The organism is Levilactobacillus yonginensis, assembly GCF_003946265.1.
Classification (GTDB): Bacteria; Bacillota; Bacilli; order Lactobacillales; family Lactobacillaceae; genus Levilactobacillus; species Levilactobacillus yonginensis.
Genome location: NZ_RHNO01000016.1, coordinates 1 through 13561, shown reverse-complemented (window position 1 = coordinate 13561; position 13561 = coordinate 1). Strand labels below are relative to the sequence as shown.

General features: G+C 49.5%; 14 protein-coding genes. 9 read left to right on the top strand and 5 right to left on the bottom strand.

The genetic code is table 11. From position 1 onward, the window contains the following. Positions 1-315: 315 nt before the first annotated feature. The 3 genes from EKM87_RS08815 to EKM87_RS08805 form a co-directional block, all read right to left on the bottom strand. Entirely contained in the window at positions 316-1239 is a 924-nt protein-coding gene (locus EKM87_RS08815; protein WP_125683892.1) for a peptidylprolyl isomerase PrsA, read from the bottom strand. A gap of 112 nt (positions 1240-1351) precedes the next feature. Beyond that, a complete protein-coding gene (locus tag EKM87_RS08810; RefSeq protein WP_125683890.1) occupies positions 1352-1672 on the bottom strand; it encodes a hypothetical protein in 321 nt (106 codons plus the stop codon). Between the two features lie 3 nt (positions 1673-1675). After that, complete coding sequence (locus tag EKM87_RS08805) at positions 1676-2134, bottom strand: HIT family protein (protein ID WP_382338515.1); 459 nt, start codon at positions 2132-2134, stop codon at positions 1676-1678. A gap of 135 nt (positions 2135-2269) precedes the next feature. Between EKM87_RS08805 and EKM87_RS08800 the strand changes: the two genes are divergently transcribed. The 6 genes from EKM87_RS08800 (at position 2270) to pepF (ending at position 9006) form a co-directional block, all read left to right on the top strand. Next, positions 2270-3004 (top strand): ABC transporter ATP-binding protein, encoded by a 735-nt coding sequence (locus tag EKM87_RS08800; RefSeq protein WP_125683887.1) that lies wholly within the window; start codon positions 2270-2272, stop codon positions 3002-3004. Continuing rightward, complete coding sequence (locus tag EKM87_RS08795) at positions 3001-4227, top strand: ABC transporter permease (RefSeq protein WP_125683885.1); 1227 nt, start codon at positions 3001-3003, stop codon at positions 4225-4227. The genes EKM87_RS08800 and EKM87_RS08795 overlap by 4 nt, the downstream gene beginning before the upstream one ends. Positions 4228-4288: 61 nt before the next feature. Next, on the top strand, positions 4289-5080 hold the full coding sequence (locus EKM87_RS08790) for a phosphotransferase family protein (RefSeq protein WP_125683883.1): 792 nt from the start codon (positions 4289-4291) through the stop codon (positions 5078-5080). A gap of 60 nt (positions 5081-5140) precedes the next feature. Next, the gene (trmB, locus tag EKM87_RS08785) at positions 5141-5788 is read left to right on the top strand and encodes a tRNA (guanosine(46)-N7)-methyltransferase TrmB (protein WP_125683881.1); all 648 of its coding nucleotides are present in this window, start codon (positions 5141-5143) and stop codon (positions 5786-5788) included. 266 nt (positions 5789-6054) lie between these two features. Further along, positions 6055-7161, top strand: a complete 1107-nt coding sequence (locus EKM87_RS08780) for a competence protein CoiA (RefSeq protein WP_125683879.1) — start codon at positions 6055-6057, stop codon at positions 7159-7161. Between the two features lie 36 nt (positions 7162-7197). Further along, positions 7198-9006, top strand: a complete 1809-nt coding sequence (pepF, locus tag EKM87_RS08775) for an oligoendopeptidase F (protein WP_125683877.1) — start codon at positions 7198-7200, stop codon at positions 9004-9006. Between the two features lie 76 nt (positions 9007-9082). On the opposite strand, the gene EKM87_RS08770 is transcribed toward pepF, so the two are convergent. Both EKM87_RS08770 and EKM87_RS08765 read right to left on the bottom strand, forming a co-directional pair. After that, positions 9083-9943 (bottom strand): DegV family protein, encoded by an 861-nt coding sequence (locus EKM87_RS08770; protein ID WP_125683875.1) that lies wholly within the window; start codon positions 9941-9943, stop codon positions 9083-9085. A 167-nt stretch (positions 9944-10110) separates the two neighbouring features. Further along, positions 10111-10761: a DsbA family protein gene (locus EKM87_RS08765; RefSeq protein WP_125683873.1), complete on the bottom strand. Its 651-nt coding sequence runs from the start codon at positions 10759-10761 to the stop codon at positions 10111-10113. Between the two features lie 325 nt (positions 10762-11086). Here EKM87_RS08765 and EKM87_RS08760 point away from each other — a divergent pair, with 325 nt between their 5' ends. The 3 genes from EKM87_RS08760 to EKM87_RS08750 are packed head-to-tail and all read left to right on the top strand — an operon-like array spanning position 11087 to position 13441. Continuing rightward, positions 11087-11743 carry a GTP pyrophosphokinase gene (locus EKM87_RS08760; protein WP_125683871.1) on the top strand — a complete coding sequence of 219 codons (657 nt, stop codon included), beginning with the start codon at positions 11087-11089 and terminating at the stop codon, positions 11741-11743. Position 11744: 1 nt separating this feature from the next. Then, positions 11745-12548, top strand: coding sequence for an NAD kinase (locus EKM87_RS08755; RefSeq protein ID WP_125683869.1), 804 nt, complete (start codon positions 11745-11747; stop codon positions 12546-12548). After that, positions 12545-13441, top strand: coding sequence for an RluA family pseudouridine synthase (locus EKM87_RS08750; protein ID WP_125683867.1), 897 nt, complete (start codon positions 12545-12547; stop codon positions 13439-13441). The genes EKM87_RS08755 and EKM87_RS08750 overlap by 4 nt, the downstream gene beginning before the upstream one ends. Positions 13442-13561 lie beyond the last annotated feature (120 nt).

Sequence of the window (13561 nt, the reverse complement as noted above, 5' to 3'; positions counted from 1 at the left end):
ATTACGAGGGGGATGTTACAGTTCAGTGCACCAATGTAACCGGAGGTTGACAGGGTGGGGGTCAGCTGTGTCGGTGGTGTTGGCTCGATGGTCTGTTCGAGCTTACAGCACGGGACGTGTTTGGAGACACGCGAATTGGGCGTGGCTTCAAACCGAGCCGGAGGACCGTTTCTCAGGCCGCAGGCGGTCCCCACAGCAGACGCCCGCCCTGGCGACCGGAGGTGGCCAAGCTCAGCACCATTGTATTAAACCAGTCCCAACAGCAAAAAAGAGGGTTCCAACCAGTTTGGTTGGAACCCTCAAGTTTAATCGAAATTACTTGGATGAAGATGAAGCGGAAGTCTTAGAACTTGATGATGATGCCAAGTAGTCAGACAAGATGTTCTTCAAGTCGTTATCCTTGATAGAAACATTACCCTTCTTCAAGACCTTAGCAACCACGTTGTGCAGAACAGTACTGTCATTCATATCGCTATCAATGATTTGTGACTTAAGTTCTGCCTTGTGTTGGTTGACGGTACCTTTACCAGGGTTCTTCAGCATCAAGATAACGTGGTAACCATATTGCGTCTTAACAGGCGTTGTGGTGTATTCGTTAGTTTGAAGCTTGAAGGCAGCCTTCTTGAAGGTTGAGTCCAGTGAAGTGTCGGTGCTGTCGAAGGCACTCAACTTACCACCCTTGTTCTTGGTAGCAGTATCGGTGGAATCCTTCTTAGCTAACTTCGTGAATTCGCTAGTCAAATCGCTCTTCTTAGTACCCTTTAAGTCTTTGATGATTGAATCAGCAGTAGACTTCTTGGAAACTAAGATGTGGGCAACCGTGACTTCTGGTTCGTAGCTCTTGAATTGCTTCTTGAGTTGGGCATCAGAAATCGTGACGTTATCCTTAACAGCTTCCTTCAAAAGTAAGTTTGAACGGATTTCCGTCTTCAAACCGGATTGCGTCATACCGCTTTGAGAAAGAACACTGCTAAATGATGAACCGTATTGCGCCTTGTACTTGTTGAATTGCTTGGTAACTTCGGACTTCTTGACCTTGTCACCGTATTGCTTTTCCAAGACTTTGTTCAAAATCATCTGTTGCAGAACTTGCTTACCAGAAGACGTACCCTTTAAACTGCTGTAGTACTGGCTTTCAGTAATCTTACCACCGTTAGTAGTGGCAACGGTTTTGTTCCCACAACCGGCAAGCGTTACGGTCAGTAACAGACCGGCGAAGGCGATAAACCATTTCTTCATATTGCTCAACACATCCATTCATCAAAATTGGTGTAAACACCATACTCAGACATCATAACACAAATTAACGTCAACCGAAAAAGGTCAACAAAGTTTTACAAAAAGTTCAGAATTACTCGGCGTCCCATTTGGCCAGGGTCTCCTCAATGGCGGCAACCCGGGGAGCGACCTTAAACCCAAACTTATCAACAGCCACTTGGATTTCATCCAGAGTGGGTTGCGCGTCGGTAACGGCTTGGGAGAGCTTGGCAACGTTGCGTGTTAACTGGTCCTTGGCACCGCGCAGGTCGTCAACCTTTTGTGCGGTGTGTTTGGCCTGAGCACGGACACTTTTGCTCCAAGTGAGAGGATCTTGTTTCGTTAAGGTTAAGTAGGCAGCTAAACCAACACCGGTAGCCAGAGTAGCGCCGGTTAGAAAACGACCAATACCCATAGTTTAATCCTCCAAACTTACTTTAATCTTATCTTGAATAGCAGCGTAGTCGGCTGGACTGTAGTTGTCGGAATTATCCTTGAAAATCATCTTGAAATCATCGTGGTCCGTGTAACGGGGAACCAGGTGAATGTGGGAGTGGAAAACGGATTGGTAAGCCACTTTCCCGTTGTTGTTCAGGATGTTCATCCCAGTGATAGCTGGGTCAGAAGCTTGAACAGCCCGGGCAATCTTAGGAATCCGGGAGAAGACGGCGGCAGCGAGGTCGGCGTCGTAGGCGAAGATATCCTTCACGTGCGTCTTGGGAATGACCAGGGTGTGGCCGGGAGTCCCTTGTGAGATGTCCAGAAAGGCTTTGACGATGTTGTCCTCGTAAACGGTGTAGCTGGGGATGTCCCCCTTTAAGATCTTGCAGAAAATACAATCGTCATCGTAGTGCGGTTCTAGCGTCATTTTATCCATGAAAACTCCTTCTTTCGCAGTGATTTCATCCATTATACACCACCAACCCGGGGGAGTTCACCCAGAATCGTTCGTTCACTGGGTCAGCTATGGTATAATAGCCTGGTTAAATTAAAGGAAATGAAGGGATGTTGAATGGCTCTAGAAGTCAGCCATGTTGTGGGGGGCTACTCACAAATTCCCGTCTTAAAAGATATTAGTTTTGATGTCCGCGACGGAGAGTTAGTCGGCCTCATTGGCTTGAACGGGGCGGGGAAATCGACCACCATTAATCACGTGATCGGTCTTTTGACGCCTCATAAAGGGAAAATTATGTTGAACGGGGTCACCATTGAACAGGATAGTCAGGCGTACAAGCAACAGATCGCCTACATTCCAGAAACCCCCGTGTTATACCAAGAATTAACGTTACGCGAACATTTAGAGATGACCATGATGGCCTATGATTTGGACCAAACAGTGGCTTGGGAAACGGCACATGAGTTGTTGAAGACCTTCCGGCTGGATAATAAGTTGGACTGGTTTCCGGCTAACTTTTCTAAAGGGATGAAGCAAAAGGTCATGATTGTCTGTGCTTTTCTAACCAACGCCAAGCTCTACATTATTGATGAACCATTCTTGGGGCTAGATCCGCTGGCCGTGAATGACCTGTTGAATCTGATTGAACAACGCAAGAAGACTGGGGCCAGCATCTTGATGTCGACCCACGTATTGGATACGGCCCAACGGTACTGTGACCGGTTCGTCTTACTTCATGACGGTCAGGTCAAGACCGAAGGCACCCTCAGTGAGCTCCAAGCCGCTCTTCCGGAAGCGGGGGAATCACTGAATGATATTTATCTTTCCATGACGAAGGTCGATCGCGCATGACGGGGTTATTTCAGACCCGGCTTCAACGTCATCTCCGGGAAATGGCGAAGTACTTGCGGCTGGTGTTCAATGATTTCTTTGTCTTTGCTTTGCTCTTCTTTCTAGGGGGCTTAGGCCTCGGTTATTCCAACCTCTTAAAACAACTTAAGTATGGTCAGTGGTGGGCACCGGTCATTGCCCTGATGGTTCTCGTCATTGTCGTGCAGATCGGTCGATTTGCAACGCTGATTGAGGATGCGGACCGGGTCTTCCTGTTACCAAAGGAACGGGCGATGCACGCATACTTTGTCTCCGCACGGCGATATAGCCAGGGGTTAGCGCAGGCGACGCAGGTGATCACCTTGTTCATTTTGTCACCGTTTCTGAGTGTATCGATGCATTGGACGATTGCACAAATCCTAGTCCTAGCAGTTGTCCAGATTATTTTGAAAGACGCTTTCCTGCGTCTCGACCTGGCTAGCGCTTACCAAGTGACCGCCCAACGTCGAATGAATCAGTGGTGGGTCAAATGGCTATTGGCCATTGTCATCTTGGCAAGTGGGCTGTGGTTGACGGTCTACGCAGCAGTTATTCTGGCGGTGATTTTGGACATTGCCGTTGCTGTATGGTTCCATCAGCATTGGGAGAACCAACAGATTCGTTGGCGGGAACAGATTAAATTAGAAGATAATCGGATGCTGGGCATCTATCGGTTCTTTAACCTCTTTACGGAGGTGCCAATGGTGTCCGGGACCATCAAACGGCGGCGGTACCTCGATTGGTTGTTTGCACGCATTAAGCCGCAACACAAGCAAACGTATTTGTACCTATTTAGTCGGGGGATGGTTCGGGGAACTGAATTCAGTGGATTAGTGGTTCGGTTGACCGTGATTGGTATGCTGTTGCTGTACTTTGTGCGGGGACAGTGGTTGCCAATCATTTTGGCAGCCCTCTTCATCTATTTGATTGGGTTTCAGCTCTTACCATTCTTCCATCAGTACGACGACATTGTCTTTAGTCACGTCTATCCGGTTGCGTCAGACTTGCGGCTCAAGAGCTTCGTCACGCTAGTTACATTGATTCTCAGTGTGGCGGCGCTGTGCCTGTGGGTCATTGTGGCAATTGCCAATCCATCATTGGAAACGGCGGGCTTAGCATTGTTGGTCGAAGTCGTCGAAGTTTGGTATTTAGCCCGACTCTACACGCCACAACGCTTGGCGCGGGCAGATAAAAATAGGGGTTGACGTGTCCCTGGTTTCCCCATAGAATTAGTAGTAGCTGACAAATCGAGGAGGGGTGGCACGAATGGCACTGGATATTAGTGACGGTTGGAGTTTATATCCGCTGGGCGGTAACACAGGTACAGCGTATATGGGGACCAAGGCCTCACAAAAGGTGTTTTTGAAACAAAACGCGTCACCATTTCTTGCGGCACTTTCCATGGAGGGAATCACGCCCCGACTCGTCTGGACCAAACGGCTCGCGACGGGGGATGTGATGACGGCTCAGGAGTGGCTGAACGGCCGAACGTTACGACGCAGTGAAATGCGTGAGCAACGGGTCGCTCGTCTCTTACACCGCGTGCATCATTCCCATTTGCTCCATGATATGTTATTAAAAGTCGGCGGACGATCAACGACGCCCGCCCAGTTGCTGACTCGCTTACAACCCGCACTTGCTGCGGATCTGCGACGGCATCCGCTGATTCAATCGGCGTTTGCTAGCCTGCGAAACGAGCAACCCCAACTGCCCAAGACGCAATATGAAGTTAGTCATGGTGATTTAAACCATAAAAATTGGCTGTTGTCGGACCGGCAACGGTTATACCTGGTTGACTGGGACGCGGCAACGTTTGCCGATCCAGCCCATGACCTAGGTTCCCTGTTGTGTGAATACGTTCCTCTTGAGGAATGGCAACGTTGGCTTCAGGATTACGGCGAGACCTTGACGGCGGACTTAACGGCTCGCGTCAACTGGTATGCCCGGGTTCATTGCCTGACGGTGATTGCCGAGAGTTATCACCAACAACGGTTCCAAATTATGAATCAACATTTAATTTTACTTGAAAAACTGACGCGTGAGTCAGTGACTGATTAGACTTCGGCGGGAGCGGGGAGAACCTCGCGCCCGCTGTTGTGATTAAAAGGAGAAAAAACTATGCGTGTACGTAATAAACCGTGGGCCAAAGACTATATGGCCGAACATACCGATCAAATGGTGGTTGAACCAGAACCCTTGATGGGTAAGTGGCAGAGCCGTTTTCCTAAAGAACAACCTTTGTACGTAGAAATTGGCACGGGAAAGGGCCAATTCATCGTGGAAATGGCCAAGGCGCATCCCGAACATAACTTTATTGGGATCGAGATTCAAATGTCCGTGATTGCGGCGGCCCTCAAGAAGGTAGTAGCCAGCGAACTCACCAACATTCAATTGGTGCATACCGACGGCGAAGCCATTAACACATTCTTTGCCCAGGGTGAAGTGGCGGGGCTCTATCTGAACTTCTCTGATCCATGGCCTAAGACGCGGCACATTAAACGTCGATTGACGTCGCCAGTTTTCTTAGCGCACTACGCTGACGTCCTGCCAGCAGGGGGGAGTGTCCAATTCAAGACCGATAACCGTGGCCTGTTTGAATACTCTCTGGGTAGTTTGAACAACTTTGGCATGGTCTTTGACGGTGTTTGGTTGGACCTGCACGCTGCTACCGATGGGGTGGAAGACATTCAGACGGAGTATGAGCAAAAGTTCTCTTCTAAAGGGCCTATCTATCAGGTAATCGCCCACTTCCCTGAAGATAAATAGGCGTCTGGTTGCCTCCGGCTGCTAGATTGGTGATTTTTTCAGCAAGTATCAATTGTTAAACAAAAGTAGAATAGAAATGAAACGATTGGAGTTGAGACAGATGTCTTAGCTCCTTTTTTTGTGTTCGAGCTAAGGATTGAAAGTCTTTAGATGCAACAATGTTATTGGCATAAAAATTAGGCAATCAATTTACATTTCTTTTGACTTTAACTTTTTTCGTTCAATCACCACCATCCTGCGTAGTTAGACAGTAGGAGGTGGCGGGGATGTTGATTGCGGAGTTGGAGAACAAGTTGGTGGATGCTAAGAACGTGGAGCGGGGAAGACCATTTATCTGCCCAGGATGTCGCTTGCCGGTACGGTTGCGACGGGGGTCACGGGTTCAGCCATACTTTGCGCACTTACCTGGTGCCCTATGTCCACTCCAGGCGGAGGCTGAAAGTCAGCAGCACGTTCAAGGAAAACGCCAATTGATGACGTTCTTTGCGGCGTGGGGGCAGCCGGAGTTGGAACGGATTCTGCCGAAGATTCAGCAACGAGCTGACGTTTGGCTAGCGCGGAAGCAACCAATTGCCTTAGAGTTTCAGTGTAGCCCAATCAGTCGGACTGAGGTGGCCAGTCGGACGGCGGGGTACCGGCAATTGGGGGTGTATCCAATGTGGCTTCTAGGAAAAAGATACGCCAAGCAGCGATTGACTTGGCGGACGCTCGATCGTTTTGCAAGCTGGCTGCCCGGTTGGGGACTCTGCCTATTATTTTGGGATGTGGCTACGTGTTCGCTACGGGTGGACCACCATCTCTGTCAGGCTGCCACGGGACAGTTTAGTTGGGGGACCAGTTATCTGCGGAGCGTTACCGACCTTCAAAGTCGCTCCGGGGTTTATTTGGCGACGCCGAGGCCCGATTTTCTGGCATTTCGCCGTCAGCTCAAGGTAGATTTGCAGCGTGAATCGGCCGGTCTGCGTGACGTTCAGGAGGCGGTCTATTTGACCGGCCACCATCTGGCCGGATTTCCTGAGGAACTGGCGACGACAGCGGTGACGCCACCTGGTTTTGGCAAGGGCCTCTTGCTATGGCGAGTGGTCATGACGGCTTGGTTATTTCAAACGAAACAGTTTGACGAGCAAGAGGTTCGCCGGTTGAGTCGCGCGGCCCTCATCCTGATTGGTGGACAATTACAGGCGGTGCGATTCAACGTGGCGCCAGCTTTGCGACGGGCTGAAGCGACCCTCTTACGGGATTGGGTACGACTGGGTAAGCTCGAGCGACGTTCCCAGGGGTGGCAGGTCGTTGGCCAGCCACAATGGACGGCAGACTTAGCTGCATATTTGGGGCGGTCGGCCCACGGGTCAAGGCGAGGGTTAAAGTGGTAAACTAGCTGTATGTAAATGATAAAGGAGGACGAAGTGATGAAACAAATTCCACAGCGCACGGAGGTTCCAACAGAACTAACGTGGGACTTGACGACGATTTACCCGGATGATGCGGCCTTCAAAGCCGATATTCAGACCATCAAGCAGCAATCAGAACGGGTCGCCGCTTTAAAGGGGCAATTGGCCCAAAGTGGGGCTGACCTGTACCGGGTGACGACAGCAGTTCTGGACCTGAACCGGCAATTGGAACGGCTGTACGTCTACGCGTCCTTAAAGAACGACCAGGATACCAGTAACGCCACTTACCAGGATCTCTCTGGCCAAGCTAGCAACCTGCTGGCAACGGTCGCAGCGGCCACTTCTTGGTTTGAGCCAGAAGTCCTAGCACTCTCCCAAGCGGCCTTGCAAAAGTTGATTGATGCTGAGCCTCGGCTAACTACCTATCAACACCTATTTGATGTGTTGGGGAAGCAGCGGGAACACACCCTTTCGGTGGCTGAAGAAAAACTGTTGGCGGGAGCCAGTGATATCTTTGATGCCTCATCCAAGACCTACAGTGTGCTGAGTGATGCCGACCTGGTCTTTCCGATTGTTCAGGATGAACAGGGCAATGACGTTCGACTCTCTGAGGGACTGTATGGTGTTTTACTCCAATCAACGACACCTAGGGTCCGTGAGCAGGCTTTTAAGGCGCTGTACAGCGTTTACCAACAATTCCGGCACACCTTTGCCTCGACACTGGCTAGCGAGGTTAAAACGCATAATTTTACTGCTCAGGTTCGGCACTATGGGAGTGCTCGTGAGGCGGCTATGAGTGGAAATGACATTCCAGCGGTGGTTTACGATACCTTGGTCAAAACAGTCAATGACCACCTGGACTCCCTGCACAAGTATGTGAATCTGCGGAAGGAAATTCTCGGTTTGCCCGAGCTGCACATGTACGACCTCTATACACCAATTACCGGAGAACCTAGTCTGAGCTATACGTACGAAGAAGCTCAGCAGGAAGCTCTTAAAGCATTGGCTGTTTTGGGTCCCGATTACGTGGCCAACGTGCAAAAGATGTTTGATAATCGGGCCATCGACGTGGTAGAGAACCGGGGGAAACGTACCGGGGCTTACTCCGGGGGGATGTATGATACGAAACCGTACATCCTACTGAACTGGCAGGATAGTTTGGAGAGTTTGTTCACGCTGGTCCATGAGATGGGGCACAGCATGCACAGCCACTATACTCGGACGAATCAACCGTATCAGTACGGGGACTACTCGATCTTTGTAGCGGAAATCGCGTCGACGACTAACGAGAACCTCTTAACGGATTACTTGTTGAAGACGCAAACTGATCCGCAGGTCCGAGCTTACGTCTTGAACCATTATCTGGATGGTTTTAAGGGAACGGTCTACCGGCAGACCCAATTTGCTGAGTTTGAGGACTACATTCACCAACAAGCTGCGGCGGGGCAATCTCTAACCGCTGACTTTATGAGTGAGTTTTATGGGAAGTTGAACCAGCATTACTATGGATATGGCGTGGTTTCAGATCCACAAATTGCCGACGAGTGGACGCGGATTCCTCATTTCTACTACAATTACTACGTTTACCAGTATGCAACGGGCTTTGCAGCCGCAACGACGCTGGCACAACGAATTCTGAGTGGGGATGTCGCTAAGCGGGATGCCTATCTGAACTACCTAAAGGCGGGGAGTTCAGCCTTACCACTGGATGTCATGCGTCAGGCTGGCGTTGATATGGCTCAGCCGGATTACTTGCAGACGGCCTTTGCGACGTTTGATTCCCGGTTGGCTGAATTTAGTGAATTAGCACATGAATTAAAGCAATAACTCGCGACAATTAAAAAGACGTTCCTCAGTACCGACCGAAATGGGTCGTTGTTGAGGAACGTCTTTAACTTTGTTATTAGTAGGATTGCCAGTCGCGCTGCCACAGGAGACCCATGGTCTTTTCACCAGTATGCACACTGATCGCAGGGCCGAGCTGACTCTGAACCACACGTACTGCCGGGAAAGTCTCGGTAAGTTCAGTGGTCCATTCAGCAGCCAGTTCGGCATTGTTGGCATTGATTACCGTCACTAGGAGAGAATAGTCGACAGCGGCTAGCGTGGCGTTGAGCTTGTCGGTCATGTAATGGAATGCCTTTTTCATGGTCCGCTCCTTACCAATTGCAATGATTTGACCTTCGGCGTTGAAGGTCAGAAGGGGCTTGATGTTTAACAAGTTACCAATCATGGCGGAGCGGTTGGTGAGTCGTCCGGTGCGGGCCAGGTGACTCAGATTGTCTACCGCAAAGAACACTTGCATCGTGTCACGCATACCCAATAGTTCCGGGACGATAGTCTCAGCAGTATCGCCGTTGGCTACCATTTGGCCAGCCAGTAAGCAGAGGTTGGCTTCGCCGGCACTGGCGACCAGTGAGTCGACTGGGTAAATTTTTGCCTTAGTGTAGGTCTTACAAAACATTCGCAAATTGTTCATGAAGGACGTGATGCCACTGGAGAGATGAATTGAGATAATTTCATCGTAGCCTTCGCCAGCAAGACGGTCGTAGGCCTCCTCAATTTGTCCCAGGGAAACTTGCGCCGTCGTAGGTAGTGCCTGTTCAGATTTTAAGTAATCGTAGAAGGTGTGAAGACTGAGCTTGGATTCGGGATATTGCTGATCACCTAAGATCACTGTGATGGGCAGAACTGTGATATGAAATTGTTCGATCTGCTCCGGTGTTAGATAAGAAGCGGTATCGGTAACGATGGCTGTCGACATAAGTTTTCCCCTTTTGTTCTCAAAAAAATTGATGGCTCAATCATACCATATTGCGTACCAGATTGATATTGGCTTGGCCCGTGACTGATGGCGGGGGTTGGTGAGTTTAGGGGAGAACAAAAAAGCCGGTACTTGGAAGTACCGACCGTAAAACGATTCAACAGATTTTATAAAACGTGTAGGTGCGGATGGTTTAGTCCCAGCATTGGTGAAGCTGCTTGCTCTGTGCTAGGGTAATTGGGTTCAGCCATTAACATTTCTTTCGTGGCAACCCCTTGGCTTTCACAGACATCACACAGTGACTCGTAGGTGACATCATCTAATAGGAGACCACATTCAGACACATCACAGTTAAAAATGACAGCGGATGAGGATTGTTCAATCTTCATTTCAGCGGCTAATTTTTGGTCTGTTTGGAAGGCCTGTTTCGCCAAGTCGGATTGACAATCTTCTTTGAACATATCGAGATCCAACCGGCAATCTTTCGCCAAAGATAATGCTAGTTCTTGCGAAAATTGTTCGTGGTCATCAACCACGGCCTTTTGCATATTTAAGAGGAATCTCCGTCCCTTGCGCTTGCCCTGAAAGAGAGCGGCTTTATAAGCTAAGATAGCTTCATAGTAAACATTGAAGCGTGCGTTTCTTTCAGCTAAAGTTGGCCGACCTGAAAGGGATTGCCCAACGATTTGTTGATTGAGCAATGGCACAAATTGGAACGATACCTTGCTATTAAGATGATCAGCCAACCGCATGATATTACGTTCGGAACGCATGCACCGCGCCCCCAACGGGTTGACGAACAAATAGACTTCTAACACATTGCTTCCTCCTATACCTATCCTTGCTGGCAATCAACCAGGGTCGCCGAACAAAAAGTAACAATACCACTACATTAGCAAAATTTCAAAAAATAGCAACTGGAACGTTTGTTTGAGGTGAAGACCGTTCGTTTAAAACGCAACCTAATCATGCAACATTTTCCGACCCACGTAAAGCTAAACGCCTCATGATTGTTATTCTTGGGGTAAGGTGGGGTATGTCGTGAAACTTTTAACAAGGAAATGGGTTAATTACTCTCAGTCACGGGTGAAGTATGGTAAAATCGAAAGATAAGACGTGTATTACAGGTTGGGGGATAGTCACATGGTACAAAATTGGGATCAATTCTTATTACCGTATCAGCAAGCCGTTAGTGAGCTGAAAGTTAAGCTTCGCGGTATCCGCAAACAATTTGAGAATGGCAACGAACGGCCACCAATTGAGTTCGTGACTGGCCGAGTGAAACCGGTCGCCAGCATCAAAGAAAAGATGTCCCGCAGACACGTTGCCGAGGAACGGTTGGAACAGGATATGCAAGACATTGCGGGCTTGCGAATCATGTGCCAGTTCGTTGAAGATATTTATCAGGTCGTTGATTTGTTACGGCGGCGAACGGACATGACCATCCTTGAAGAACGCGATTATATTCACAATGAGAAGCCCAGTGGGTACCGTTCGTACCACATTGTGGTCGAGTATCCAGTCCAACTGGTGAGTGGCGAGAAAAAAATCTTGGCCGAAATTCAGGTACGAACCTTGGCAATGAATTTCTGGGCGACTATTGAACATTCACTTAATTATAAGTATCAAGGGGCCTTTCCAACGGAACTGAGCGATCGTCTACAACGGGCGGCCGAAGCAGCATTTAAGTTGGATACTGAGATGTCCGAGATTCGTGAAGAAATTCAAGAGGCACAACAGTACACCCCGAAAAAAGACGGTGACGTATCACCAATTTCTCATCAGAGCAAGGAAGAATGACATGAAGGTTTCCATTTTTGGTAATAACGGTTCAGCCTCGCAGCGGGTTGCCACGGCCTTGAAGACCGGACTAACAGCTGCGGGAATTGAAATTGATAGTTTAAATCCAGACATCGTTGTCACGGTTGGTGGGGATGGGACTTTGCTGTCCGCGTTTCACCATTACAGTGATCGGCTAGATAAGATTCGCTTTGTTGGGATTCATACGGGGCATTTAGGTTTCTATACCGATTGGCGCGATTATGAGGTTCAAGATCTCATCGATAGTTTGGTGGAAGACAACGGGCAGAGTGTCAGCTACCCACTATTGACGATTGAAGTGGAGTACGCTGATGGGACGCATTCTGATCAAACGCTGGCCCTGAACGAATCGACAATTAAGAAAGTTTCTGGAACTATGGTGGCGGACGTCTACATAAAGGGAGAGTTATTCGAAAGCTTCCGGGGCGATGGCCTCTGTATCTCAACACCGACGGGATCGACGGCCTACAACAAGTCCGTTGGTGGCGCGGTGATCAACCCACGGTTTAACGCCATTCAAATGGCTGAAATCGCGTCGATCAATAACCGGGTCTTCCGGACGCTGGGGTCACCCCTGATTATTCCGGCGGACGAGTGGATTCGAATTGAACCCGCTAAGTCGACCGACAACGTCTTGATGTGTGATCAGTTATCAATTGAAGGACGACCCATCAAGGCAATCAACTACCAGATTGCTCGGCAGCGCATTTCATTTGCTGAGTACCGGCATACCCATTTCTGGCAACGGGTCGAAACGTCATTCATTGGGAGAGAGCGTCCATGACACATTTTGAGTGGATCGTCGATGGTAAGAGTCCGGTACACGTGAGGACCGTGTTAATGGCCCATGGCGTGACCCGGACTTTTTTGAAACAGGTTAAATTCCACGGTGGCGTCGTCACATTGGATGATCAGGAGGTTCGAGTAGTAGCCATGGCTCAGCCTGGTCAGCGGGTGGGCCTCCAGTTACCACCAGAACCAACCAATGAGCACGTCGCAACGTCCCACGGGCCATTGGAGATACTCTATGAAGATCCCCATTTTTTAGTAGTCAATAAGCCAGCTGAAATGGCCTCTGTACCCTCGCACCTCTATCCGGATGATACACTGGCAAATCGGGTTAAAGGGCACCTGGTGGCCACACATGCGGACAGCACGGTCACCCATATCGTGACCCGGCTAGACCGGGATACCAGTGGGGCAGTACTGTTTGCCAAACATCACTTTGCCCATTCGATCCTGGATAAGCAGTTAAAGAATAGCGAACTAGATAAGCGTTACGTTGCTGTGGCTGAGGGAGGTATTATACCGGAACATCAGGTGATCGAAGCTCCCATTGGTCGGGCACCGGGTTCCTTTATTAAGCGGATGGTTCGTCCAGACGGCCGTCAGGCAACGACGGAACTGTGGGTGCGGCGGCAGTCACGGTCGGTCAGTTTGCTGGCGATTAAGCTGCACACGGGCCGGACGCATCAAATTCGCGTGCACTGCGCGTCAATTGGCCATCCACTGGTTGGGGATTGGCTGTATGGTCGGCAAACGAATCCGTGGATTCAGCGCCAGGCTCTGCATTGCGCTAGGTTGCAGTTCTATCAGCCTTTCTTAGATGAATGGATTACCTGCTATGCGCCATTGCCAGCGGACATGGCTAGTCTAATTGAACATGAGCTTTCGTAAGTAGCACTTTCCGTACATAGTTGCGGGGAGTGTTTTTTTATGGGACGAATTGTCAAATCAAGTGTAACTTTGTCCCAAAGAAAACTTCAGATGGACTCTTCCAGCCTAAAATCTTGCGTG